The organism is Bradyrhizobium sp. HKCCYLRH2015 (assembly GCF_051168215.1).
Lineage (GTDB): Bacteria > Pseudomonadota > Alphaproteobacteria > Rhizobiales > Xanthobacteraceae > Bradyrhizobium.
In genome coordinates this window covers 407,195-433,145 of record NZ_JBNPUO010000004.1, presented here as the reverse complement: position 1 = coordinate 433,145, position 25,951 = coordinate 407,195, and the positions used below count along the sequence as shown (strand labels likewise).

Annotated in this window: 18 protein-coding genes; 12 read left to right on the top strand and 6 right to left on the bottom strand. The window is 64.9% G+C overall.

All coding sequences use genetic code 11. The features are described 5' to 3' along the window. Positions 1–42: 42 nt before the first annotated feature. From ACQR1H_RS13125 to ACQR1H_RS13110, 4 genes are all read left to right on the top strand, one after another. Positions 43–1,785 carry an ArnT family glycosyltransferase gene (locus ACQR1H_RS13125; RefSeq protein ID WP_434907638.1) on the top strand — a complete coding sequence of 581 codons (1,743 nt, stop codon included), beginning with the start codon at positions 43–45 and terminating at the stop codon, positions 1,783–1,785. Beyond that, complete coding sequence (locus ACQR1H_RS13120; RefSeq protein WP_434907637.1) at positions 1,786–2,577, top strand: phosphatase PAP2 family protein; 792 nt, start codon at positions 1,786–1,788, stop codon at positions 2,575–2,577. It begins immediately after the preceding gene. Between the two features lie 94 nt (positions 2,578–2,671). Then, positions 2,672–3,415 carry a glycosyltransferase family 2 protein gene (locus ACQR1H_RS13115; RefSeq protein ID WP_315799907.1) on the top strand — a complete coding sequence of 248 codons (744 nt, stop codon included), beginning with the start codon at positions 2,672–2,674 and terminating at the stop codon, positions 3,413–3,415. Further along, positions 3,409–3,747, top strand: coding sequence for a lipid-A-disaccharide synthase N-terminal domain-containing protein (locus ACQR1H_RS13110; RefSeq protein ID WP_434839874.1), 339 nt, complete (start codon positions 3,409–3,411; stop codon positions 3,745–3,747). The genes ACQR1H_RS13115 and ACQR1H_RS13110 overlap by 7 nt, the downstream gene beginning before the upstream one ends. A gap of 156 nt (positions 3,748–3,903) precedes the next feature. On the opposite strand, the gene ACQR1H_RS13105 is transcribed toward ACQR1H_RS13110, so the two are convergent. Both ACQR1H_RS13105 and metC read right to left on the bottom strand, forming a co-directional pair. After that, the gene (locus tag ACQR1H_RS13105) at positions 3,904–5,598 is read right to left on the bottom strand and encodes a Na/Pi cotransporter family protein (protein WP_434872827.1); all 1,695 of its coding nucleotides are present in this window, start codon (positions 5,596–5,598) and stop codon (positions 3,904–3,906) included. Between the two features lie 120 nt (positions 5,599–5,718). Then, the gene (metC, locus tag ACQR1H_RS13100; protein WP_316178668.1) at positions 5,719–6,912 is read right to left on the bottom strand and encodes a cystathionine beta-lyase; all 1,194 of its coding nucleotides are present in this window, start codon (positions 6,910–6,912) and stop codon (positions 5,719–5,721) included. A 316-nt stretch (positions 6,913–7,228) separates the two neighbouring features. Here metC and ACQR1H_RS13095 point away from each other — a divergent pair, with 316 nt between their 5' ends. Genes ACQR1H_RS13095 through ACQR1H_RS13080 form a run of 4 tightly spaced genes read left to right on the top strand, consistent with a single transcriptional unit; the run spans position 7,229 to position 11,779 of the window. Then, positions 7,229–8,245 (top strand): amino acid ABC transporter substrate-binding protein, encoded by a 1,017-nt coding sequence (locus ACQR1H_RS13095; RefSeq protein ID WP_315799911.1) that lies wholly within the window; start codon positions 7,229–7,231, stop codon positions 8,243–8,245. A 28-nt stretch (positions 8,246–8,273) separates the two neighbouring features. Further along, positions 8,274–9,479, top strand: a complete 1,206-nt coding sequence (locus ACQR1H_RS13090) for an amino acid ABC transporter permease (RefSeq protein WP_315799912.1) — start codon at positions 8,274–8,276, stop codon at positions 9,477–9,479. 13 nt (positions 9,480–9,492) lie between these two features. Continuing rightward, positions 9,493–11,013 (top strand): amino acid ABC transporter permease, encoded by a 1,521-nt coding sequence (locus ACQR1H_RS13085; protein ID WP_315799913.1) that lies wholly within the window; start codon positions 9,493–9,495, stop codon positions 11,011–11,013. A 22-nt stretch (positions 11,014–11,035) separates the two neighbouring features. Beyond that, positions 11,036–11,779, top strand: a complete 744-nt coding sequence (locus ACQR1H_RS13080; protein WP_315799914.1) for an amino acid ABC transporter ATP-binding protein — start codon at positions 11,036–11,038, stop codon at positions 11,777–11,779. Positions 11,780–11,847: 68 nt separating this feature from the next. Here the strand turns inward: ACQR1H_RS13080 and ACQR1H_RS13075 are convergent, their stop codons facing one another. From ACQR1H_RS13075 to ACQR1H_RS13060, 4 genes are all read right to left on the bottom strand, one after another. Further along, positions 11,848–12,882, bottom strand: a complete 1,035-nt coding sequence (locus tag ACQR1H_RS13075; RefSeq protein ID WP_315799915.1) for a cysteine synthase A — start codon at positions 12,880–12,882, stop codon at positions 11,848–11,850. 81 nt (positions 12,883–12,963) lie between these two features. Beyond that, positions 12,964–14,196 (bottom strand): cyclopropane-fatty-acyl-phospholipid synthase family protein, encoded by a 1,233-nt coding sequence (locus ACQR1H_RS13070; RefSeq protein WP_315800423.1) that lies wholly within the window; start codon positions 14,194–14,196, stop codon positions 12,964–12,966. A 109-nt stretch (positions 14,197–14,305) separates the two neighbouring features. Further along, the gene (locus tag ACQR1H_RS13065) at positions 14,306–15,151 is read right to left on the bottom strand and encodes a DUF1365 domain-containing protein (protein ID WP_315799916.1); all 846 of its coding nucleotides are present in this window, start codon (positions 15,149–15,151) and stop codon (positions 14,306–14,308) included. A 7-nt stretch (positions 15,152–15,158) separates the two neighbouring features. Continuing rightward, the gene (locus ACQR1H_RS13060; RefSeq protein WP_434907636.1) at positions 15,159–16,472 is read right to left on the bottom strand and encodes an NAD(P)/FAD-dependent oxidoreductase; all 1,314 of its coding nucleotides are present in this window, start codon (positions 16,470–16,472) and stop codon (positions 15,159–15,161) included. 295 nt (positions 16,473–16,767) lie between these two features. On the opposite strand from ACQR1H_RS13060, the gene ACQR1H_RS13055 reads away from it, so the two are divergent. Genes ACQR1H_RS13055 through ACQR1H_RS13040 form a run of 4 tightly spaced genes read left to right on the top strand, consistent with a single transcriptional unit; the run spans position 16,768 to position 25,940 of the window. Further along, positions 16,768–18,291, top strand: a complete 1,524-nt coding sequence (locus tag ACQR1H_RS13055; protein WP_434907635.1) for an efflux transporter outer membrane subunit — start codon at positions 16,768–16,770, stop codon at positions 18,289–18,291. Beyond that, positions 18,281–19,678: an efflux RND transporter periplasmic adaptor subunit gene (locus ACQR1H_RS13050; protein WP_434907634.1), complete on the top strand. Its 1,398-nt coding sequence runs from the start codon at positions 18,281–18,283 to the stop codon at positions 19,676–19,678. Before ACQR1H_RS13055 ends, ACQR1H_RS13050 begins: the two co-directional genes overlap by 11 nt. 29 nt (positions 19,679–19,707) lie before the next feature. Next, on the top strand, positions 19,708–22,836 hold the full coding sequence (locus tag ACQR1H_RS13045; protein WP_434907633.1) for an efflux RND transporter permease subunit: 3,129 nt from the start codon (positions 19,708–19,710) through the stop codon (positions 22,834–22,836). Further along, a complete protein-coding gene (locus tag ACQR1H_RS13040) occupies positions 22,836–25,940 on the top strand; it encodes an efflux RND transporter permease subunit (protein WP_316236452.1) in 3,105 nt (1,034 codons plus the stop codon). Before ACQR1H_RS13045 ends, ACQR1H_RS13040 begins: the two co-directional genes overlap by 1 nt. Positions 25,941–25,951 lie beyond the last annotated feature (11 nt).

Sequence of the window (25,951 nt, the reverse complement as noted above, 5' to 3'; positions counted from 1 at the left end):
AAGCGGTTGTCGGCATGGCGGTTTCAGCGTATTCGGAACCCCATGGTCGAGACCTATGCCCGCCCCCGTTTTGGAGAGCCGCGCGAGCCGAAGAACCTGGTCAATCCAGGCAATCGGCTGGTGCGGATGATCGATGCCGTCACCGTGAGCCACACCAGGGCGGTGGCGTTCCTGCTCGTCTGCGGGCTGCTGTTGTTCCTGCCGGGCTTCTTCACCATCCCGCCGATCGATCGTGACGAGGCGCGCTTCGCCCAGGCGACCAAGCAGATGGTCGAGAGCGGCGATTATGTCGACATCCGCTTCCAGGACGACGTGCGCTACAAGAAGCCAGTCGGCATCTACTGGTTGCAATCGGCTGCGGTCGAGACGGCGTCGGCGATCGGGCTGCCGCGTGCGCAGCTCCGCATCTGGGTCTACCGCATTCCCTCGCTGATCGGCGCGACCGGCGCGGTGCTGCTGACCTATTGGACCGCGCTCTCCTTCGTGACACGGCGCGGCGCGGTATTCGCCGCCCTGCTGATGTGCTGCTCGGTCCTGCTCGGGGTGGAAGCCCGGCTCGCCAAGACCGACGCGATGCTGCTGTTCACCGTGGTGGCCGCGATGGGCGCGCTGGCCCGCGTCTATCTGTCGTGGCAGCGCGGCGAGGATCCGGTGCATCCGCCGTGGGGACCGCCTGCGATCTTCTGGACGGCGCTCGCCGGCGGCATCCTGATCAAGGGCCCGCTGATCCTGATGTTCGCAGGACTGACGATCTTGGCGTTGGCGATCATGGATCGCGGCGCCGGCTGGCTGTCGCGTCTGCGCCCTCTGTGGGGGCTGATGTGGATGCTGGTGCTGGTGCTGCCCTGGTTCGTGCTGATCTTCCTGCGCGCCGGCGACACCTTCTTCGCCGATTCCGTCGGCGGCGACATGCTGAGCAAAATCGGCGCCCAGGAGTCGCACGGCGCACCGCCGGGACTTTATCTGCTGCTGCTGTTCATCACCTTCTGGCCCGGCGCGCCGCTGGCCGCAATGGCAGCCCCCGCGGTGTGGCGCGCGCGGCGCGAGCCCGGTGCGCAGTTCCTCCTGGCCTGGCTGGTGCCGTCCTGGATCGTGTTCGAGGCGGTACTGACCAAGCTGCCGCACTATGTGCTGCCGCTGTATCCGGCGATCGCCATCCTGACCGTGGGCGCGCTGGAGCGGCGGGTGCTGTCGCGCTCGTGGCTGCGCCGCGGCGCCGCCTGGTGGTTCGCGATTCCCGCCATCACCTCGGTCGTGGCCGTGATCGGCGCCATCATCGTCGCGCATCAGCCGGTGTTCCTGGCCTGGCCGTTCGTGGCGGCATCGCTGATTTTCGGCCTGTTCGCCTGGTGGCTCTATGACGATGGCCGTGCCGAGCGCTCGCTCTTGAATGCCGGCGTGGCGGCGATGTTCCTGGCGTTCGTGGTGTATGGCGCCGTGCTGCCGGCGCTGACGCCGCTGTTTCCCAGCGCGGAGATTGCGCGCGCGCTGCGCAACGTGGTCTGCGTCGGGCCGAAGGCGGCGGCGGCAGGTTTCCACGAGCCGAGCCTCGTGTTCATGACGGGAACCTCGACCCAGCTCACCGACGGTTCGGGGGCGGCCGACTTCCTCAACCACGGCACGTGCCGCTTCGCGCTTGTCGAGCAGCGCACCGAGCGCGCCTTCGTGCAGCGCGCCGAGGCGATCGGGCTGCGCTACAACGTCGCCAAGCGGATCGACGGCTACAACATCTCGCAGGGCCGCCCGGTCTCGATCGCGATCTATCGCTCGGAGGGCACCGAATAGATGTCGGCGCCCGACACCTCTCCGTCTTCCTCCGGCTATGTCTCGCAGCTCGCGCTGGTCGGCAAATTCTCGCTGGGACGGCTGGTGCGCCGGCCGCAGACGGCGCCTGATGCAGCGAGCCGGCAGCGTCTGTGGCGCGAACTTCTCCTGCTGATTGGCATCGGTTTGGGCGCGATCGTGATCCTGATGGTTGCCTTCGATGCCTATGAGATCGGGTTGATGCCCGCCCGCGGCACCCCCAGCATGTGGCCATGGCGCATCGTCACCGAGTTCGGCCAGGATGAATACGTGCTGGGTCTGCTGGCAGTCGGCGTCATCGTGACGATCCTGATCGCGCCGCTATGGCCCGAGGCCACGCGCAGCCGCCTGCTGAATTTCGCCGGCCACGTTCAGTACGCCTTCTTCGCGGTGCTGGGCTCGGTGCTCATGGCTCAGGTGCTGAAATACATCATCGGGCGCGGCCGTCCCTTCGTCGGCGGCAAGGCGAATGCCTTCAACTTCGACCCGTTCAATGGCACACCTGCCTATTTCAGCATGCCCTCCGCGCATGCGGTGACGGCCTTCGCGCTGGCCTTCGCCGTTGCCGCCGTCTGGCCGCGATGGCGCGTTCCCGCGTTCATCTATGCCGTCGTGATCGCCCTGAGCCGGCTGGTGCTGCTGGCCCATCATCCAAGCGATGTGGTCGCCGGCGCCGTGGTCGGATTGGCCTGCGCCATGCTGGTCCGCTACTGGTTCGCAGCCCGGCGGCTGGGTTTCCGCCTGGGCAAGGACGGCCAAATCGTACCGCGCTAAAGGGGTTGATAGGCGGCCCCAAGCCCCATAAGAAGCCTCCGCCGCAGCGCCCGGGGCAGCAACCGGTCCAGTCACGCCATTACGAGTTCTCATCTTGTCGACCGAAACCCCCGTTGCCGTCTCCATCGTCGTTCCCGTGCGCAACGAGGCCGGCAATATCGTTCCGCTGATCACCGAGATCGCGGCGGCGCTCGATGGTCTGTGGTCCTACGAGATCATCTACGTCAACGATGGCTCGACCGATGACACCGCGCAGCGGCTCGCCGAGGAAATGGCACGGCGGCCGAACCTGCGTGTGCTGCGGCATGAGAAATCGACCGGCCAATCGGCTGCGGTTCGTAGCGGCATCCGCGCGGCCCATGGCGCCATGGTGGCCACGCTGGATGGCGATGGCCAGAACAATCCCGCGTTCTTGCCCGACCTCATTGCCGCGCTCGAAAAGGGCGGTGCAGGCGTCGGCCTCGTCGCAGGGCAGCGCGTCGGCCGCAAGGATACCGGCTTCAAGAAGCTACAGTCGCGGCTGGCCAACAAGATCCGCAATGCGGTGCTGCATGACGGCACCCGCGATACCGGCTGCGGCCTCAAGGCGGTCCGTCGCGACGTGTTCCTGATGATGCCGTATTTCGATGGTCTGCACCGCTTCCTTCCCGCCCTGGTGCGGCGCGAGGGCTACGACATCGCCTATATCGACGTGATCGATCGTCCCCGGCATTCGGGCGTGTCGAACTACGGGTTCTTCGACCGGCTGTGGATCGGGATCATGGATCTCGCCGGCGTGTGGTGGCTGATCCGCCGCAAGAAGCCGACGCCGGTTGCGATCGAGGTGAAGTCATGCTGATTCAATTCGGGCAGGCGTTCAGCAACTATCTCTATGACATCTTCGTCGCCAAATTCGATTTCTGGCTGGTGTTCGGCCTTGCCGCCCAGCTGGCCTTCGCCGCGCGCTTCGTTGTGCAGTGGATCGCCAGCGAGCGCGCGGGCAAGAGCGTGGTGCCGATCGCCTTCTGGTTCTTCTCGATCGGGGGAGGGCTGATGACGCTGATCTACGGTCTCGTGAAGCGCGAGCCGGTCATCATCTTCGGCCAGCTGCTGTCGAACATCATCTACGTCCGCAACGTGATGTTGATCTTCAAGAACCGCCAGCGGGAATCCCAGACGCTGAGCAATTGATCGGGGCCGTCTTCAGGTTCACAGGGCGGATGTTCGCTGGCGCAGGACAGGCATTGCCTCTCCCATCGCAGTTCGCGCCCAGCTCTCTCCGCGCCGAAGGCGCTTCGGCCCCGGCGCGGGCATGCGGAACAACCGGTTCGTAGCGCCGTCCTACGCTCAGCGCGGCAGCGGCTTTGCAGAGGATGCGGGCAGGGCGACGGTGGCCCCGCTGTCTGCCGCCTCGCTGCGGCGGCTGGCCGCTTCGCCGGCCGCGTCCAGGACGGGATAGGCGACCGAGCAGATGTGGGAGTGGATACGCCTGAGGTCACGCAGCACGTCGAGATGCAGTGAGGTGGTTTCGAGCGTCTCCGAGCGGCCCTCGCGCAGACGTTCGAGGTGCCGCTCGGTCGCGCCGAGCTCTGCGTTGCGGAGCTCGGCTTTCTGATCGAGCAGTTGGTGGGCTTGCTGCGCATCGCCGGACATGAAGATGCCGAACGCGACGCGGAGCGCCTCCATGATCTGGCGGTGAAAGGCCTGCAGCTCGTCGGCGCCCTCCGCAGAGAACTGGAACCTGCGCTTGATCTTCTTGGTCGCGAGCTCGCTCAGGTTCTTGTCGATGATGTCGCCGATGTGTTCGAGGTTGATCGCGAAGGAGATGATCTCCATCGCGCGCTTGCCCTCACGGTCGTCCAGGCTGCCCCGCGTCAGCTTGGTGATGTAGAGCTTGATGGCTTCGTCGAGCCGGTCGACGACATTGTCCGCGCGTGACACCTGATCCACGAGGCCACGGTCGTTGGTCATCATCGCGGTCATGACATTGCGCAACATGGTCTCGACCAGATCGCCCATTCGCAGCGCCTCGCGCGCGGCGTCCGCAAGCGCCAGCGACGGTGTCTCCAGCGCGGTCTCGTCGAGATAGCGCGGTTTGGCCGGATCGACCTCCGCCGGGCGGTCGGGGAACAGTCTGACGAGCAGCTTCTCCATGACGCCGAGCAGGCCGATGAACACCACGGCCGTGCCGAGATTGAAAGCCATGTGGAACTGGGCCGTCAGCTTCGACAGATCGGGCTGAAATTGCTGCAATTGCGCTGCGAGCGGATGCAGGAACGGCGCGATCAGCGCGACTCCGATGACACGGTTGAGGAGATTGCCGACGGGCAGGCGATAGCTCGCCGGGTTGTCACGGCGCGCGCCCTCGAACACCGGATTGACGGCGCTGCCGAGATTGGCGCCAAGCACGAGCGCCAACGCGGCATCGGCCGTGATGAAGTGCGCATAGGCCAGCGACATCACCAGCAGCACGCTGGCGACGCTGGAATGCACGATCCAGGTGACGACGGCGCCGAAGATGATGCACAGCGTGACATCGGCCGTGATCGCCTGCATGAACACGCGCATCGCCGGCGCTTCTTCAGCGGGCGCCAGGGTGTCGATCAGGATGTGCAGCGACAGCAGCATCAGGCCGAGGCCAATCGACACCCGCCCCAGGTCCTTGATGCGCGATCGCGGCCCGCTGCGGAACGCCACCAGGCCGAGCACGAACAGGATGGGGGCGACCGCCGCCACGTTGAACGACAGGACCTGCACGATCAGCGTGGTGCCGATATTGGCGCCGAGCATGATCGCCAGCGCCGGGATCAGGCCGACCAGGCCTTCCGCCGCGAAGGAGGTCGTGATCAGCGCGGTCGCCGTGCTGCTCTGGAGCAGAGCGGTCAGACCGAGTCCGGCGGCGAGCGCGCTGAAGCGGTTACGCAGCGCCCGCGATAGCAGCAGCCGGAGATCCGGGCCGAAGGCGCGAAGAATGCCGCTGTGGACCATGTGAAGGCCCCACAGCAGCAACGCCACGCCGCCCATCAGATCGAGCAGAACCATGATTTCCGTTCGTTCCAGCTTTCCTTGCCGCGCAGGCTACCCCCAATCGGCGGGACATCAACGCCAATTTGTCAGCCCAGGCTGCCCGATCGCGCGACGCTCCGCTTGCTGCGGGCGTGCTTAAGCTGCGTTGAACGCCGCAAAGCCTCGGTCGAGATCCTCCTTGAGGTCCTCTACATTCTCCAGGCCAATATGCAGACGCAGCGTGGGGCCGCCGGGCGCCCAGGTGGTGGCCGTGCGATAGCTCGCGCAGTCGAACGGAATCGCCAGGCTCTCGAAGCCGCCCCAGGAATAGCCCATTCCGAACAGCGTCAGCGTGTCGAGCATCGCATCAACCGCGGCTTGCGGCTTTGGTTGCAGCACGATGCTGAACAGGCCGGAGGCGCCGGTGAAGTCCCGCTTCCAGATCGCATGCCCCGGATGGCTCTCCAGCGCAGGATGCAGGACCTCGATCACCTCGGGGCGGGCGGCGAGCCAGCGTGCCATCTCCAGGCCGGACCGATGATGCTGCGCCAGCCGCACGCCGAGCGTCCGCACGCCGCGCAGCGCCAGGAAGACGTCGTCCGGCCCGGCGCAGACGCCGAGCAGGCGGATGCCTTCGGAGATCAGCGGCCACGCCTTCGCATTGGCCGAAATCGTCCCGAACATGATGTCGGAGTGGCCGCCGATATATTTGGTGGCCGCCTGCATGCTGACGTCGACGCCCTGGTCGAGGGAGCGGTGGTAGAGCGGCGTCGCCCAGGTGTTGTCGTCGATGACGAGTGCGCCATGCGCATGCGCAACCGCCGCAATGGCGGGGATGTCCGGCATTTCGAACGACTGCGAGCCGGGCGCCTCGACCACTACCGCGCGTGTATTTGGTTTGAGCAGTTGCTCAATTCCTGTGCCGATCAATGGGTCGAAATAGGTCGTCTCGACGCCGTAGCGCGCCAGCATGCCGTTGCAGAAATTGCGGGTCGGGCGATAGATGCTGTCGCAGACCAGCACGTGGTCGCCGGCCTTGAGCACCGACAGCAGGGTCGTCGAGATCGCCCCGAGACCTGACGGCGCGATGCCGACGCCGGCGCATTGCGGGCCCTCCAACGCCATCAGCGCCTGCTGCAACGCCTTCGTGGTCGGCGTGCCGTGGCGGCCATATTGGAATTCGCCGCGGTGTGCATGCAGATCTTCAGCCGTTGGATACAGGACCGTCGACCCATGAACGACCGGAGGATTCACGAATCCGTGCTGCGCTTTCGTGTCCCGCCCCGCCGTGACCAGCCGTGTCTCGACGTTTTGTCGCACCGCCGCAGCGGGGTCGTTCGATAATGCCATTCGCGTGTCTTTTCTCTTTGAACCTGCCGGGATAGCTGGAAATCAGGCCGCACTGCGGTCGTTAATAACAGAATGCAGAACAGGCCCGTCAACCCCTTGACCCGGACCGCCAGTCGTTCTGTGATGCCGGCGCAATTCGATCGCTGCACGTTGAGGGGCTTGCCGCGATTCCCGCTTCATCTCGCATGCACGGCTCCGTTGTGCATTGCGTGCGCCATATTCTTGGTATGGCGTTTGCAAAGGCGGATTCAGGTCGGCCCCATCTTCGCGCTGAGATTTCATCGCTCCCCAAGGACGACCGCGAAAGGCTGTATTTATGAAACGCGTCACTCTGGCTCTCACTCTTGCTCTCGCCCCGATGCTGGCGAGCGTCGGCGCCCAGGCCGAAACGCTCAAGACCGTCAAGGATCGCGGCATGCTCGCCTGCGGCGTCAGCCAGGGCCTGCCCGGTTTCTCGAACCCGGACGACAAGGGCAACTGGACCGGGCTCGACGTCGACGTCTGCCGCGCCATTGCCGCCGCGATCTTCAACGATCCGACCAAGGTCAAGTTCGTGCCGCTCTCCGCCAAGGATCGCTTCACCGCGCTGCAATCGGGCGAAGTCGACGTGCTGTCGCGCAACACCACCTGGACCCTGTCGCGTGACACCTCGCTCGGCGCGAACTTCGCCGGAATTACCTATTATGACGGCCAGGGCTTCATGGTGAAGAAGGCCCTCAAGGTCAACTCGGCGCTGGAGCTGAACAGCGCTTCGGTTTGCGTGCAGACTGGGACCACGACCGAGCAAAACCTCGCCGACTACTTCAAGGCCAACAAGATGAAGTACGAGGTGATCGCGTTCGCCGGCGCCGACGAGACCGTGAAAGCCTATGAATCCGGCCGCTGCGACGTGTTCACCACCGACGTCTCCGGCCTCTATGCCGAGCGCCTGAAGCTCTCCAATCCGGCCGACCATGTTGTGCTGCCCGAGGTGATCTCGAAGGAACCGCTCGGCCCAATGGTGCGCCACGGCGACGACCAGTGGTTCGACATCGTGAAGTGGACGTTGTTCGGGCTGATCACGGCCGAGGAAATGGGCGTCACCCAGGCGAACGTGGACGAGATGGCCAAGTCGGACAAGCCTGATTTCAAGCGCGCCTTCGGCACCGATGGCAATCTCGGCGAGCAGCTCGGCCTCACCAAGGACTGGTTCTCCCGGATCGTGAAAGCGGTCGGAAACTACGGCGAGATGTATGACCGCAACGTCGGCGCGGGCTCCAAGCTGCAGATCGCGCGCGGTCTGAACCAGCTCTGGAACAAGGGCGGCCTGCAGTACGCGCCGCCGATCCGCTGATCACTGCACGATAGCGGGGCTGCGGCGAATGAGTATCGAAGCGAGGTTACCGCCTGCGCAATATGGGCTTCGGCTGAAGCGCATGCTGGGTGGCAAGGCAGGATGGAACGGCATCATCCTGCAGATCCTGTTCGTCGCAGTCCTGGTGTGGGTTGGCTACGAGATCGTGGCCAACGCACGCAGCAACCTCGCCGCCCAGCGCATCACGTCGGGCTTCGGTTTCCTCAACAACACGGCCGGCTTCGACGTCAACCAGACCCTGATCAGCTACTCCGGCTCCGACAGCTACAGTCGCGTGCTGATCGTCGGCGTGCTGAACACGCTGCTGGTCTCCGTCATAGGTATCGTGCTGGCGACCATCCTTGGCTTTCTGGTTGCGCTTGGCCGCTTGTCACCGAACGCATTGCTGTCGCGAGTCTCCGGCGCCTATGTCGAGCTGATCCGCAACCTGCCGCTGCTGTTTCAGATCCTGTTCTGGTATCTTGCGGTGTTGGCGGCTCTGCCCGGACCGCGACAGAGCATCTCTCTTTTCTCGACCTTCTTTCTCAACAACCGCGGCTTCATCGTTCCGCGCCCGATTGAGGAGCCCGGCTTCATGCCGTTCGTGATCGCGCTCGGTGTGGCGATCGTGGTCTCGGTCGGTCTGCATTATTATGCGCGGCGCGAGCTGTTCCTCCGCGGCCATGTGATGCGGATCTGGCCCTGGGTGCTGGGGCTGCTGATCGGCCTGCCGCTGATTGCAGCGCTCGTGTTCGGCGTGCCTATTTCGTTCGAGGTACCGGCGCTCAAGGGATTCAACTTCGCCGGCGGTTCGCGCATCATTCCAGAGCTCGTCGCGCTGACCCTGGCGCTGACCATGTACACGGCGTCGTTCATCGCCGAGGTCGTGCGCGCCGGCATTCTCTCGGTCCACAAGGGACAGATGGAAGCGGGGCTCTCGCTTGGACTGAGCCGAGGCACCGTGCTGCGCCTGATCGTCGTGCCGCAGGCGCTTCGCGTCATCCTGCCGCCGCTGACGAACCAGTATTTGAACCTGACCAAGAACTCCTCGCTCGCGGTCGCTATCGGTTATCCCGATCTCGTGTCGGTGTTCGCGGGCACGACGATGAGCCAGACGGGTCAGGCCATCGAGATCATCGGAATCACGATGGGCGTCTATCTGGCGCTGTCGCTGATCACGAGCGCGATGATGAGCTTCTACAGCTGGCGGCTTGGGAAGAGACTTGGCGCATGAAGAGACTTGGCGCATGACCGACATCACGGCCTCAACCTTCATCCGTCAGGACATGGCCGGAGAACGCCCGGCGCCCATCAAGACGACGGGTTTCGTCGGCTTCGTTCGCACGAGGCTGTTGAACTCGCCGACCAATATCCTGCTCACCCTGGTGAGCGCGCTGTTGATCTGGTTCACCGTGATCCCGGCGGTCAAGTTCCTGCTGGTCGACGCGGTGTGGGTCGGCAAGGACCGCGAAGCATGCCTGGCGCAGAACGCCGGCCATCCGGTCGGCGCCTGTTGGCCCTACATTTCGGCGAAGTTCGGCCAGTTCATGTACGGCTTCTACCCGGAGGCCGACCGCTGGCGCGTCAATCTGACCTATGTGCTGGCGGTGGTGCTGCTGGTGCCGCTGCTGATTCCGCGCCTGCCTGCCAAAGGATTGAACGCGGGCCTGTTCTTCTTCGCGCTGCCGGTGGTCGCGTTCTTCCTGCTCTATGGCGGTGGGCTGGAGGGCTTCGGCGTGAGCTGGACCACAGGCGCCCTCCAGGTGTTCGTCGAGAGCATCGATACGGCCGGCAACGCGCTGATGCGCGCCGGCGACAACGTGCCGGTGGTCGGCATGCTGCTGTGGCTGCTCGGCAAGCTGGTCGTTCTGATCGGAACGCTCGCATCGCTCGTGATCTGGCCACTGGTCTGGATCCGCAACGAACTGCAGCAATCTCACCAGCCCGTGTGGAATGATCTCGCGCTCTCGGCGATCATTGTCACCGCGCTGGTGTTCATCGTCGGCGGCGGGAGCAGGGCGCTGCGCAGCGTCATCGCCACGGCCGCGACCTTCGCTGGCATTGCCGTCGTCATTGCGATCATGGGCCTCGATCGCGGCGGCCTTCCCATCGTCGACACAAGGCTGTGGGGCGGAATGCTGGTGACGCTGGTCGTCTCGGTGATCGGCATCGTTGCGTCGATGCCGATCGGCATTGCGCTTGCGCTCGGCCGCCGCTCGACCATTCCACTGATCCGCATCTTTTCGATCGCCTTCATCGAGCTGGTCCGCGGCGTGCCGCTGATCACCGTGCTGTTCTTCGCCACCTACATGCTGCCGCTGTTCCTGCCCGGCAATGCCAGGGTCGATGGCCTGGTACGGGCGCTGATCGGCGTTGCGCTGTTCTCCGGCGCCTACATGGCCGAGGTGATCCGCGGCGGTCTGCAGGCCATTCCGCGCGGCCAAGCGGAGGCGTCGAGCGCGCTCGGCCTGTCCTGGTGGAAGACGACGAGCTTCATCGTGCTGCCGCAGGCGCTGCGCCACGTGATCCCCGGCATCGTCAACAGCTTCATCTCGCTGTTCAAGGACACCTCGCTGGTGTCCATCGTGGCGCTGTTCGACCTGCTCGGCAGCCTCAAGGCCTCGTTTGCCGATCCGGTCTGGGCGACGCCGACCACGGCCTTCACCGGCTTTGCCTTCACGGGGCTGATCTACTTCGCCTTCTGCTTCGGCATGTCACGCTACTCCCTGCTGGTCGAGCGCCGCGTCAACGCGCACCGGCGCCATTGAGCCAGAGATCATCGAGAGATCCATGACTGCAAATTCGATCGTCAGCATTTCCGCCCTCAACAAGTGGTACGGCGAATTCCACGTCTTGCGCGACATCAATCTCTCGGTCGGGAAGGGTGAGCGCATCGTGATCTGCGGGCCTTCGGGCTCAGGCAAGTCGACCTTGATCCGCTGCATCAACGCGCTCGAGGAATTCCAGGAGGGCGAGATCAATGTCGACGGCATCGACCTCGGTCCGAACCTCAAGCGCGTGGACGAGGTTCGCCGCGAGGTCGGCATGGTGTTCCAGAGCTTCAACCTGTTTCCGCACCTGACCGTGCTGGAGAACTGCACCCTGGCGCCGATCTGGGTGCGCAACATCCCGCAGAAGGAAGCCGAGGCGACCGCGATGAAGTTCCTGGAGCGGGTCAAGATCCCGCATCAGGCGCAGAAATACCCGGGCCAGATGTCGGGCGGTCAGCAGCAGCGTGTCGCCATCGCGCGCGCGCTGACGATGAACCCCAAGGTCATGCTGTTCGACGAGCCGACCTCGGCGCTCGATCCGGAGATGGTGAAGGAGGTGCTCGACACCATGGTCGATCTCGCGAAGGAGGGCATGACCATGCTGGTCGTGACCCACGAGATGGGCTTCGCGCGCGAGGTCGCCAACCGCGTCGTGTTCATGGACGCCGGCCAGATCATCGAATCGAACACGCCGCAGGAGTTCTTCGCCAATCCGCAGCATGCGCGCAGCAAGCTGTTCCTGAGCCAGATCCTGCGGCATTGATGGGGCGAATTGGGAGATGCGAATAGCGAATAGAGGTCGTTTCTCGTTCGCTACTCGTCTTTCGCGTCCTACATGAACGGCGGCTTGATCCCGCTGCGCTTCTCGAGCCAAGCCGGCACCGGCAGGTTCTTCGAACGCATGAACTCTGGATTGTACAGCTTCGACTGATAGCGGGTGCCGGAGTCGCACAGGATGGTCACGATGGTGTGGCCGGGGCCGAGCTTCCGGGCGAGCTGCACCGCGCCGGCGACGTTGACGCCGGTCGAGCCGCCCAGGCACAGGCCTTCATGCTGCACGAGGTCGTAGATCGTGTTGACGGCATCCTCGTCGGACACCAGGAACGCGTCGTCGACCTTGGCGGTCTCGATCACGGGCGTCACGCGACCGATGCCGATGCCTTCGGTGATGGAGTCGCCGGGCGTCGACTTGACGACGCCGTTCTTGAACCATTCGTACATGGCGAAGCCGTGCGGATCGGCGCAGGCGGTGACGATATCCTTGTTCCTGTCCTTCAAATAGCGGCTGGTGCCGGCAATCGTGCCGCCGGTGCCGACCGCGCAGATGAAGCCGTCGACCTTGCCGTTGGTCTGCTCCCAGATCTCGGGTCCCGTGGACGCATAATGCGCCTTGGCGTTGTCGAGGTTGTTCCACTGGTCGGCGAACAGCACGCCGTTCGGCTCGGTCTTGCGCAGTTCGTCGGCGAGCCTGCGGCCGACATGCTGATAGTTGTTGGGATTGCTGAACGGCAACGCCGGCACCTCGACCAGCTCCGCGCCGCACAGCCGTAGCATGTCCTTCTTTTCCTGGCTCTGCGTCTCCGGAATCACGATCAGCGTGCGATAACCGCGCGCGCTGGCGACCACGGCCAGACCGATGCCGGTGTTGCCGGCAGTGGCCTCCACCACGAGGCCGCCCGGCTTGAGATCGCCACGTCTCTCGGCCTCCAGGATCATCCACTTGCCGGCACGGTCCTTGACCGACTGGCCCGGGTTCATGAACTCGGCCTTGCCGAGAATGGTGCAGCCCGTCGCCTCCGAGGCGCGCTTGAGCTTGATCAGCGGCGTATTGCCGATCGCCGCGACGACGTCGTTATGAATGGTCATTTTGCAGATACCGTAGGAGTTTCCTCGAGCACACTTAAGAGGACCCTAGCCTGATATCCAGGGGAGCGTAAGCCGGCTGGATCAGCCCCCTGATTTCGCAAAGACCACCTGGCGAACATCGATGTTCCCAGAGAGGAAACCTGCTTCGCAGTAGGACAGATAATATTCCCAGAGCCGCCTGAAGCGCTCGTCGAATCCGGCGGGCGTGAGGTCAGGCCAAGCCTCTCGGAAGTTATTTCGCCAGATCGCCAGCGTCCTGGCATAATCTTCCCCGAAGATGCGCTCGCGGATGACGGGTATGCCAAAGCGGTCGCCAAGCGACTTCAGGATCTGCGGTGTTGGCAACATGCCCCCCGGGAAAACGTAGCGCTGGATGAAGTCGACCTCGCGGCGATAGTGCTGGAACAGGCTGTCCTGGATGGTAATGGCCTGGACACCGGCCAGTCCGCCCGGCAGCAGACGGTCTCGCAGTTGCGAGAAATACTTCGGCCAGAACTGCTCGCCGACCGCCTCGATCATCTCGATCGAGGCGATACGGTCGTAGCGGTCGCGCTCGTCGCGATAGTCCTGCAGGCGGATCTCGACTTTCTCGGCGAGCCCGGCCTCGTGGATGCGGCGCTGTGCAAAATCGCGTTGCTGCTGGCTGATCGTCAGCCCAACGACCTTGGTGCCGAACGTCTTGGCGGCATATTCGGCAAAGCCGCCCCAGCCGCAGCCGATCTCGAGCAGCTTCTGCCCGGGCTTGAGATCGATCGCCTCGGCCAGCCGCTTGTACTTGTTGGTCTGCGCAGCGGTGAGGTCGGTGGTGTGCTCCTCGAACAAGGCCGAGGAATAGGTCATGCTCGGATCGAGCCAGGCCGAGTAGAACGAATTCCCGATGTCGTAATGGGCGTAGATGTTGCGCTTCGCCTGACGTTTGGTGTTGCGGTTGAACCAGTGCCGGACCAGCTGGGCAAACCGGATCAGCGGCTTGTCTTCCAGCATCGACTGCAGCAGGTGCTGGTTGACGCAGAACAGATAGAGAAACTGCGTCAGGTCCGGCGTATCCCATTCGCCGTTCAGATAGGCCTCGGCGATGCCGATGTCGCCGCCATTGAGAAGGCGCGATGCGAAGCCGTAATTGGCCAGGATCATTGCGGCGGCCGGCCCGGGCTCAACGCCGCCGAGCCGGATCACCCGTCCGTCCGGCAGGGTCACGTCGAGCGTGCCTTTTCGCAACCGCGATCCGAAGCCGAGGGCAAGGCGGGGCAGGCGGGGAAGATCGGCAAGCACCTTGTCGATGGTATCGGGGGTGACTGGGATGACGTCCGGCATGGCAGGTCCACTCACGCAAACGGCTCCAGCCCACGTCCCCGTCGGCTGGCCGGTGTGGCACCTGTGCGGGCAGGGAATCACGGACGCAGAGCGAGCCGGCCGTTTCCGGTCAGCGTCGTGATATATAAGCGTGGCTGCCGTTCCCCGCCAAGCCGGTATTGGTTCCAGGGCCTGCAATGATTTCGCCGCGCGGCACGAGCCGGACGCCTTTGGCCCACAGCCGCAGTGCCTCCCAATGGATCGCGGCGAAGATTTTGACAGTCACCAGCGGGAGCGAGACGAAGGCAGCGAGCAGGGAGCCGGACGTCAGCCCGCGACGACGGCCGGAGAAGGTTGCAGCGAGCAGGGGCCCGTCGGCGCCAGTTTCCAGAATCCGCAACTTGACCTTGTCGCCCGGCGGCATGATGCGGAAATGGTAGCGCATCGCCATGTCGATGAACGGCGAGACGTAGAAGGTCTTGTCCTGCGTCTGGCGCAGCCCTGCCGCGGACAGCTCATTGGGCCTGACGGGCAGCACATAGGGCTTGATCTCGCCGAAGGTGTTGCGGACCTCGTAGATCATCAGCGCCAGGGTGCCGTCGCTGCGATGGCAGAAATAGACCGACAGCGGATTGAACACGTAGCCGAGCAGCCGCGGATAGCACAGCAGCAGCACGCGTCCGCCGCTGAGATCGATCCCCTGATCCGCCGCGCAGGTCTGCGCATAGGCCAGCAGCGACGAGCCGTCGCGCGGACCGTGGTCGGCCTCGTGGAAGCTGTAGAGCGCGCGCCGATTGACCCCGAACAGCGAGGTCTGCCGGTCCGCCTGGTCGAGCCGGCCGAGATCGATCAGCAGGCTCATCACGCGATACCGGAAGCGATGCGTGGTCGGCCGCATGCGGGCGTGCATGACCTCTCCGACATAGAGCGCGGCCGCTTCTGTTCGTTCTTCCGGCCCCGAGTGATCCATGTCCATGTCGCGCCTATTCCGCAGCCTCGGCGAGCTCGGTTGGAAACCCGCGCCATGGCACGCTCGCGCCGAGCGCCTCCGCCACGGCGAGACCCGAGCGCAGCCCGTCCTCATGGAAGCCGTAGCCGGTCCAGGCCCCGCAGAACCAAGTATGGCGCTGCCCCTGAATCGCTGCCAGACGCTTCTGCGCCGCAAAGGCGGCAGCCGTATATTGTGGGTGCTCACAGATATATTTGCCAAAGGTCAGCTCCGGAGCCGGAGCGAAGGGTGGATTGAGGCTGACGAACAGCGGCCTGGCGTCGTCGATGTCCTGCAGATTGTTCATCCAATAGGTGACGGCGACATCGTTCATGGGAACGCCTTCACGCCGCCAGCGCAGGAAATTCCACGAAGCCCAGGCGCGGCGGCGCTTTGGCATCAGCCGGCTGTCACGGTGCAGATAGATCGTGTTGGGCGAATATTTGATCGCACCGAGGATGCCGCGCTCCCGCTCGTCCGCGTCGGTGAGCATCGACAAAGCCTGGTCGCTGTGCGCGGCAATCACCACATGATCGTAGGTATCCCGACGTCCGCTGCTATCTTGGACGACGACGCCGTGGCCGGTGCGTTCGATGCTCGTCACAGCGCTGCCGAGCCTGATGTGGTTGCGGAAGCTCGACGTCAGCTTCTCCACGTAGCGGCGGCTGCCGCCCTTGACGGTGCGCCAGACCGGGCGATCATATTGCAGCAACCTGTGATTGCTGAAGAACGCGACGAAGTTCTCGGCCGGAAAGTCAAGCATCTCGGATGCCGGGGCCGACCAGATCGCGGCACCCATCGGCGCCAGATAGTCGGTCAGCAGGCGCGGCGCGAAATGGTTGCGGCGGAAATAGTCGCCAAGCGTCAGGCCCTCGAGACGACCGGCCTTGAAGTCCGCTGTACTCTGCTCGTTGAAGCTCAGGATGTCCCTGAGCATCCAGAGATAGGATGTCGACAGCAGGTTGCTCGGCTGAGCGAACAGCCCCTTGGCGGTGTCGAGCCAGGTGTTGCCGCCACCTTTCCATTCGAACCGGCCGGCATCCGCGGTGACGGCAAAGCTCATGCTGCTGTCGACCGTCTCGACCCCCAGGTGATCGAACAAGGCGGTGAGCTCAGGATAGTTCAGCTCGTTGTAGACGATGAAGCCGATGTCGACGGAGACCGGAGCGCCGTCATAGTCGATCGTCACGGTGTGGCTGTGGCCGCCCGGACGGAGATCGCGCTCGTAGACGGTGATCGGATAACGCTTCGCCAGGGACCAGGCCGCGGCGTTACCCGCAATACCCGTTCCGACCACCGCAACTCGCATGAATGCCCCCTGAAGTTCACGTGCAAGTTACGGAGTCCCCGCCAAAGGGTTTCACGGGCGCGCTCGCCGCGTCACACCCCGCCTAAAACGGCATTGGACAGATGAAATCTTGGTAAGGCGGCAGCCATGGCCCGGGGCCGCGTCTGCACGAAACTCTGCTGATTTACGGGAGATTTGTCGATTCGGCGGACTTTATCGGCACCATCGCTGCCGGGGAGACGGGGGCTGCAGGGCTGTCCGGCGCCGTGGGCTGCGGCTAGAATGATTCCCAAGACTACAGGGAAGCATCACGCCAGTGTCCACCGTGCCGATTGCCGTCGACGAGCCTTGCCGCGCGTCCGCTGACCCGCGGATCGTTGCCGGGAAGCGGGATAATAGCGCTCCGGCGGGCCTGCGGCATTTCGTCCGCTGGATCGCGGCGATCGGCCTGGCGGCAAGCTCGGCCGGCTGCCTGCTGACGCAGGATATTCCCGACCCGGCCCTCGACATGCCCCGGCGCTACAAGGCGGCGTCCGGTTCCGATATGGCGGCGCCACCGCCGCTCGATTGGTGGCGCGGCTTCGGATCACGCGAGCTGACCCAGCTGATGGAGGAGGCGCAGACCGTCAACCTCGATATAGCCGCTGCTGTGGCCAGGTTCAGGCAGGCCGATGCGCTGGCGCGGCAGGCCGGCGCGGCGCTGCTGCCGAGCCTGTCGAGCACGGGGCAGGAGACCTATTCGCGCACGTCCGGGTCGAGCTCCAGCGGGCTCACGAATGGCGGCCGCGAGGTCGTCAATTACCAGGCCTCGCTCTCTGCGAGCTACCAGCTCGACTTTTTCGGCCAGAATCGCGACGCGCTGCAGGCGGCCGAGGAGACCGCATTGGCCAACCGCTTCGACCGCGACGTCACGCAGCTGACGACGCTCGCCACCGTCGCCAATGCCTATTTCCAGGTGCTGGCCGCCCAGGATCGGATTCGGACGGCGGAGCGCAACATCGCCAGCGCCACGCGTGTGCTCGATGCCATCCGCGAGCGGCAGAAGGCCGGCACCGGCAATGATCTTGACGTCGCGCAGCAGGAGAGCGTGCTCGCCAATCAGAAGGCGGCGGTGCCGCCGCTGCGCCAAACGCTCGATCAGAACGTCAATGCCCTGGCTGTGCTGGTCGCGCGATCGCCCGAAGGCATTCGGGTCATTGGCGGCTCGCTCGACCAGATCAGGACTCCGCGGGTCACGCCTGGTCTGCCGTCGGAGATCCTGACGCAGCGTCCCGACATCCGCCGGCAGGAGGCCCAATTGGCGTCAGCCACCGCCAATGTCGGCAGCGCACGGGCGCAATTCTTTCCGAGCATCCAGTTGACCGGAAACGGAGGCTATCAAAGTGCAGCGCTGACCTCGCTGTTTCAGCCGCATGCGGCGTTCTTCAGCCTCGCCGGCAGCCTGACCCAGCCGATCTTCGACGGCGGCCGGATTCTCGGCAATTTCGAGAATGCCAAAGCGCGCCAGGATGAGCTGCTGCAGACCTACCGCAAGACCGTAATCCAGGCCTTCACCGACGTCGACAATGCGCTGTTCTCGATCAAGCAGACCACGATCAGGCTTCAACTGCAGCGCCAGGTCGTTACCGCCTCGCGTCGTGCGTTCGAATTGTCCGAGCAGCAACTGCGCGCGGGAACTGCCGACATCGTGACAGTCTTGAATACGCAATTGACGCTGTTCCAGGCCGAGGACGCGCTATGGCAGGCGCAACTGGCGCGCCTGCAGGCGTTCGTGAGCCTCTATCAGGCGCTCGGCGGCGGCTGGGAGCCGCGCATGGAGAAGTCGGCCGATGCTCTTTAAACCGGACGAGAAGGGAGCAGTGAAGCGCGCGCGGTCCAGCGTGGCGCGGCGGCTGGTGTCGATCACGATCACGCTGCTGATCCTGGGCGGCCTCGGCTATATCGGCTGGTCGGCGATGCAGCAGAAGCAGCAGACCAATAACCGCTTCGCGCGGCCCGACCTTCCCGTTCCGGTCCTGGCCGCCTCGCCTGCCATCAAGGACGTGCCGGTCTATCTCGACGGCGTCGGCTCGGTCCGCGCGCTCAATACCGTCACGGTTCGCTCCCAGGTCGACGGCAAGCTGATCGCGGTCAATTTCGTCGAAGGGCAGGACGTCAAGAAGGGCGACGTGCTCGCCGAGATCGATCCGGCGATCTATCAGGCGCAATACGACCAGGCCGTCGCCAAGAAGGCGCAGGACGAGGCGCAGCTCGCCAACCAGAAGCTCGACCTCGCCCGCTACGAGCAGCTCGCCGCCAGCAATGCCGGCACCAAGCAGCAGGCCGACACGCAGCGCGCGGTGGTGGCGCAGCAGCAGGCGCTGATCAAGGCGGATCAGGCCGCGATCGACAACGCGGCGACGACCTTGAGCTACACCAAGATCGTGGCGCCGCTCTCCGGCCGCGCCGGTCTGCGCCAGGTCGACCAGGGCAACGTCGTTCATGCCTCTGACGCGACCGGCCTCGTCGTCATCACGCAGCTGCAGCCGATTGCGGTTCAGTTCAGCCTGCCCCAACAGCAGATCATGCGCGTCAATGCGGCCGCCGCCAACGGACCGCTCGCCGTCGACGTGTTCGGCAATGACGGCGTCACCGTCATCGACACCGGCACGTTGCGGGGCATCGACAACCAGGTCGATCAGACGACGGGCACGCTGAAGCTGAAAGCCGAATTCCCCAACGGCAAATTCCAGCTCTGGCCAGGACAGTTCGTCAATGTCCGGCTCAAGGTCGAGACCCTGTCGCAGGCGATCACGGTGCCGACGTCGGCCGTACAGCGCGGGCCGGCAGGTACGTTCAGCTACGTGATTGGCGAGGGTGACATCGTCTCTGCGCATCCGGTGGCGGTCGTGCAGCAGAATGAGAGCGAGGCCGTGATCGCGAGTGGCTTGAGCCCCTCGGACCGTGTGGTGACGACAGGTTTTGCCAACCTCGCCGAGGGCGTCAAAGTGGTGGTCGGGCGCGCCGAGCAGACGCCGCAGGCCGATCTGGCGCCACGCAAACGCGGCCGCAATCCGCAAGCAAAGGATCAAGGCAAGGACCAGGCGAAGGAGGGCGGAGCGCCGCCTGACGGCGCGCCGAAGGACGGCGAGCGGCGTCGCAGGCCTCAGGCCGCGGGCCAGACCGATGCCGGTGCAGCGCCCCAGGGAGGCAGTGAAGCAGGTCGCGGCGCGAAGGCGCAGCCATGACGCGACCGCAGGAGTGACGAGCAGTCGCGATGAGCGTCTCCGAACCCTTCATCCGCCGTCCTATCGCGACCTCGCTGCTCGGCGTCGCGCTGCTGATCGGCGGCCTGCTCGGCTATCTCGCGCTGCCGGTCTCGGCGCTGCCGCAGGTCGACTTCCCGACCGTCCAGGTGACGACGCAACTGCCGGGCGCCAGCCCCGATGTGATCGCCTCGCTGATCACGGCGCCGCTGGAGCGCCAGCTTGGGCAGATCCCGTCGCTCTCGGCGATGAACTCGACGAGCTCGTTCGGCGTCAGCCAGATCTCGTTGCAGTTCGATCTCGGACGCGACATCGATGGCGCCACGCAGGACGTCCAGGCGGCAATCAATGCCGCCGCCGGCGTCTTGCCGAAGTCGCTGCCCTATCCGCCGACCTACGCCAAGGTCAATCCGGCCGACGCACCGGTCATGACGCTCGCGCTGACCTCGGACACGATCTCCCTGCGCGCGATGAGTGACATGGCGGACACGATCATGGCCCAGCGGCTGAGCCAGGTCTCGGGCGTCGGCCGTGTCTCGGTGCTCGGCGGACTCAAGCCCGCGGTGCGCGTGCAGGCCGACCTGGCGCGGCTCGCCGCCTATGGCATCTCGATGGAGGACCTGCGCGCCGCCATCGCAGGCGCCAACGTCTCCGGTCCCAAGGGATCGCTCGACGGGGCGCAGCAGGCCTATCTGATCACGGCCAACGACCAGATCGCGGCCGCCGACGCCTACAAGCCGATCATCATTGCCTACCGCAACGGCTCGCCGGTCACGATCGGCGATGTCGCGACGATTATCGATGGTTTGGAGAACGATCGGACCGGCGGCTGGTACCAGGGTGTCCCTGCGGTCATCCTCGACATCCAGCGCCAGCCGGGTGCCAACGTCATCGAGGTCGTCAAGCAGATCCGTGCCGAGATCCCGAAGCTGCAGCGCACGCTTCCCGCCGGCGTGAAGCTCGCCATCGTCAGCGATCGCACCGTGACCATCCGCGCCTCGGTGCACGACGTGCAGTTCACGCTGGTGCTCAGCGTGGTGCTGGTGACGCTGGTCGTGCTGCTGTTTCTGCGCTCGCTGCGCGCCACGATCATCGCCGGCGTCGCGCTGCCGCTTTCGCTGATCACGAGCTTCGGCGTGATGTACTTTGCCGGCTTCAGTCTCGACAATCTCTCGCTGATGGCCCTCACCATCGGCACCGGCTTCGTCGTCGACGACGCCATCGTGATGATCGAGAACATCGTGCGCCACATGGAGAATGGCGAGAGCGCGATGAACGCCTCGCTGCGCGGCGCGCGCGAGATCGGCTTCACCGTGATCTCGCTGACCGTGTCGCTGATCGCAGTGTTCATTCCACTGCTGTTCATGTCCGGGCTGGTGGGCCGCATGTTCCGCGAGTTCGCTTTGACCCTGACGATCGCAGTGGTGACGTCGGCGTTGGTCTCTCTGACCCTGACACCGATGATGTGCTCGCGGCTGTTGAAGCATGCCAGCGAGGAATGGGTGCTGCCGGGGCTGAATGCCATCAGCCGCTTCATCGACCGCACGGTGGCGGTCTATCACCGCAGCCTGCTCTGGGTGCTCGACCGCCAGACCGAGACGCTCGTCGTGACCTTCGCGACCTTGGCGGCGACCTTGGCGCTCTACGTCGTCGCGCCCAAGGGCTTCCTGCCGCTGCAGGATACCGGCTCGATCACGGCGGTGACCGAAGCCGGCCCCGACGTGTCGTTCGCCGAAATGAAGAAGCGCCAGGCGGATGTCGCCGCCGCGATCCAGGCTGATCCCGACGTCGTCGGCGTCGTCTCGGTGATCGGCGCCGGATCGGTCAACCCGACCACCAATGTCGGCCGTCTCGTCATGACCTTGAAGCCGCTCGGCGACCGGCAGGATGGCGTCGCCGAGGTGATCGACCGGCTGAAGCAGAAAACCTCGGGCGTTCCCGGCATGACCGTGTACTTCCAGCCGGTCCAGGACGTGCAGATCTCGACCCAGGCGAGCCGTTCGCAGTATCAGTACACGCTGACCGGTGCCGATGCCGCCGAGGTGTCGAAATGGGCGAGGCAGCTTGTCGGAGAAATGCGTCGCGACCCTCTGTTCCGCGACGTCTCCTCCGAAGCCCAGGAGGGCGGCCTGCGCGCGGAGCTGACCATCGACCGTCAGCGCGCCGGCCAGCTCGGCGTCAGTCTGCAGGGCGTCACCGACACGCTCAATGACGCCTTTGCGCAGCGGCAGATCTCGACGATCTATGGCCAGGCCAACCAGTACCGCGTCGTGCTGGAGGCGCTGCCGATGTATCAGCGCGATCCCTCGATCCTGTCGAAGCTCTATCTGCCTGGCGCCGGCGGCCAAGTGCCGCTCTCGGCGGTGGCAAGCCTGAAGCGCACCACCGCGCCGCTGGCGATCTCGCACCAGGCGCAGTTTCCGGCGGTGTCGCTGAGCTTCAATCTCGCGCCCGGCGTGGCCCTGAGCGAGGCGGTCGACGCGCTCCATGCGACCGAGAACCGCATCGGCATGCCCGGCAGCATCATCGGCGTGTACTCGGGTGATGCCGCCGAATTCGCCAAGTCGCTGGCCGGCCAGCCGTGGCTGCTGCTGGCGGCCGTGGTCACGATCTACATCGTGCTCGGCGTGCTCTATGAGAGCTACATCCATCCGATCACGATCCTGTCGACCTTGCCGTCGGCGGGCGTGGGCGCCATCCTGGCCCTGATGCTGTTCGGCCAGGATCTCTCGGTCATCGGCTTGATCGGCATCATCCTCCTGATGGGCATCGTCAAGAAGAACGCGATCATGATGATCGACTTCGCGCTCGAGGCGGAGCGTCACGAGAACCGCACGCCTTACGACGCGATCGTGCAAGCGTGTCTCCTGCGCTTCCGCCCGATCATGATGACGACCCTGGCCGCGCTGTTCGGTGCGCTGCCGCTGGCGATCGAGAGCGGCACCGGCTCGGAGCTGCGCTTTCCGCTCGGCATCTCCATCATCGGCGGCCTGCTGCTCAGCCAATTGCTGACCCTGTACACGACGCCGGTCATCTATCTCGCGCTCGACCGCATCAATCGTCGCTTCGAGCGCGCGCTGCCGCCGGCGCCGAACCTGCCGTCGCCGCCGATTGCAGGTGCGACCGAAGGCGTCCAGTGATGGCCTCGATCTCCGAGCCGTTCATTCGCCGGCCGGTCGGCACCACACTGCTCTCGATCGGCCTGTTCCTGGTCGGGATCGTCGCCTACATCTTCCTTCCGGTCGCGCCGGTGCCGAACGTCGATTTCCCGGCGATCTTCGTCAGCGCGTCGCGCCCGGGCGCGGACCCGTCCGTCATGGCGGGGACGGTCGCGGCGCCGCTGGAGCGGAGGCTCGGCGAGATCGCGGGCGTCAACCAGATCACCTCGACGAGCTCGCTCGGCACCACCAACATCCAGATCCAATTCTCGATCGGCCGCGACATCGACAAGGCCGCGCGCGACGTGCAGGCGGCCATCAATGCCTCGCTGTCGGACCTTCCGAGCGACCTTCCGGCGCTGCCGCGGTTCCGCAAGGCGAACACGGCCGCGGCTCCCGTATTCGTTCTGGCGCTGACCTCGAAGACGATGACGACGAGCGCGATGTATGACGTCGCCGACACCGTGCTCGCGCAGCGGCTGTTCCAGGTACCCGGCGTCGGTAACGTCACGGTCAGCGGCGCCGATCAACCCGCCGTGCGCATCGCGCTCAATCCGGTCTCGCTCGCCAATGCCGGCATCTCGACCGACGATGTCCGGACGGCGATCATCAATGCCAATCCGATCGGGCCTGTCGGCATCTTCGAGGGCGGCCGCCAGAGCGAGACCATCGCCATCAACCGGCAGATGCGCAGCGCGGCCGAATTCCGCGACATCCTGATCAAGAGCAGCAATGGCAGCTTCGTACGGCTGTCGGATGTCGCCGACGTCGAGGATTCCGTGCGCAACGTGCGTTCGATCGCCTGGTTCAACAAGCAGCCGGCGGTGCTGATCCAGATCGCCAAGCAGGGCGATGCCAACGTGATCGAGACGGTCGACCGGGTGAAGGCGCTGATCCCGGAGCTCAAGCAATGGCTGCCGGCGGGGATCGAGATCTCCACGCTGGTCGACCGCACCGGGACCATTCGCGCCTCGGTCGATGACATGCAGTGGACCTTGCTCGCGACCGCCGTGCTGGTGATGATCGTCGTGTTCCTGTTCCTTCGCCGTCTGGTGCCGACGGTCGCGGCCGGCGTCTCGGTGCCGCTGGCGCTTGCCGGTACCTGCGCGGCGATGTGGCTCGCAGGCTTCTCGATCGACAATCTGTCACTGATGGCGCTCGCGATCTCCGTCGGCTTCGTCGTCGACGACGCCATCGTCATGATCGAGAACATGTACCGCAATCTCGAGCATGGCCTGTCGCCGATGCGCGCCGCGCTCGATGGCGCCCGCCAGATCGGCTTTACCGTGTTGTCGATCAGCCTTTCTCTGATTGCAGCCTTCGTGCCCTTGATCTTCATGGACGGCGTCGTCGGCCGTCTCCTGCGTGAGTTCTCGCTGACGCTGACCTTCGCGATCGTCGTGTCGACATTGGTATCGCTGACGGTGACGCCGATGATCTGCGCGCATTACATCAAGGAGACGCTGTCCGATCGTGCCACCTGGTTCGACCGTATCGTCGAAGGCGCGCTGTCCGGCATGGTCCGCTTCTATGCCTGGACGCTGCGCGGCGTGCTGGTTTATCCGTTTCTCACCCTGATCGTGTTCTTCGCCACCATCGCGCTCACGGTGACGCTCTACATCAAGGTGCCCAAGGGCTACTTCCCGACCGACGATTCCGGCTTCGTCATCGGTGCGACGCGCGCCTCGGCCGACATTTCGTTCCAGTCCATGCTGGGCCTGCAGCAGCGGCTTGCCGACATCGTGATGGCTGATCCCGCCGTGGCCGGTATCGGCTCGACGGTCGGGGGTGGCGGCGGGCCGGGCGGCGCGACGTCCAACCGCGGCACCATGTTCATCAACCTCAAGCCCCCGGCGGAGCGCGAGGGCGTCTCGACTGAGCTCGTGATCAACCGCCTCAGGCGGAGCCTCGCGATGGTCCCCGGCATTCGGCTCTTCATGTTCGCCGCGCAGGACGTGCGCACCGGCGGCCGCCAGAGCGATTCCGACTACCAGTACACGTTGAGCAGTCCCGATCTCGACCTTCTGCAGAAATGGGCGCCGATTGTCGCCAAGCGCCTGGAGTCGGTCGACGGCATCACCGACATTTCAAGCGACCGCGATCCCGGTGGCCTGCAGCTTGCGCTGCGGATCGACCGACAAACGGCGGCGAGCCTCGGCGTCCGCGTCCAGGATATCGACAACGCGCTCAACAACGCCTTCGCGCAACGCCAGATCTCGATCGTCTACAGCCAGCGCAACCAATACATGGTCGTGCTGGAGATCGACCCGAAGTTCCAGACCGATCCCTCCAATCTCGACCGCATCTATGTGGCCGGGGCAGGGGACGCGCAGGTGCCGTTGTCGGCGCTGGTCAAGGCCGAGCGCGGTCTGTCACCGCTGGCGGTGTATCATTCACAATCGTTCCCTTCGACCACCGTCTCGTTCAACCTGCTGCCGGACGTGCCCTTGCAGACCGCGACCGCCAACATCCAGCGCGCCGTCGACGAGCTGCACATGCCGGAGGGCATCCGCGGCAGCTTCGACGGCAATGCCGGGGACTTCAACAAGAGCAGCGGCCGCCAGCCTCTCTTGATCCTGTTCGCCCTGGCCGCGATGTATATCGTGCTCGGCGTGCTCTATGAGAGCCTGGCGCATCCGCTGACGATCATCTCGACCTTGCCGTCGGCCGGGCTCGGCGCGCTGCTCGCCTTGCAGGTTACCAACACGCCGCTGACGGTGATCGCCTTCGTCGGCATCATCCTGCTGATCGGGATCGTCAAGAAGAACGGCATCATGCTGGTCGATTTCGCGCTGGAAGCCGAGCGGCAGCGCGGCATGTCATCGGCCGATGCGATCTTCGAGGCCTGCCGGGTGCGATTCCGCCCGATCCTGATGACGACCCTCGCCGCGCTGTTCGCCGGCCTGCCGCTGGTGATCGCGACCGGTCCCGGCACTGAGCTGCGCCGCCCGCTCGGCATCACCATCATCGGTGGGCTGCTGGTGTCGCAGATCCTCACCCTCTACACCACGCCGGTGATCTATCTGCTGATCGACCGGCTGCGCCGCCGCTCGGCGCCGGAGCCGCTCGCAGCTCCTGCCGAATGAGCCGTTGTCGC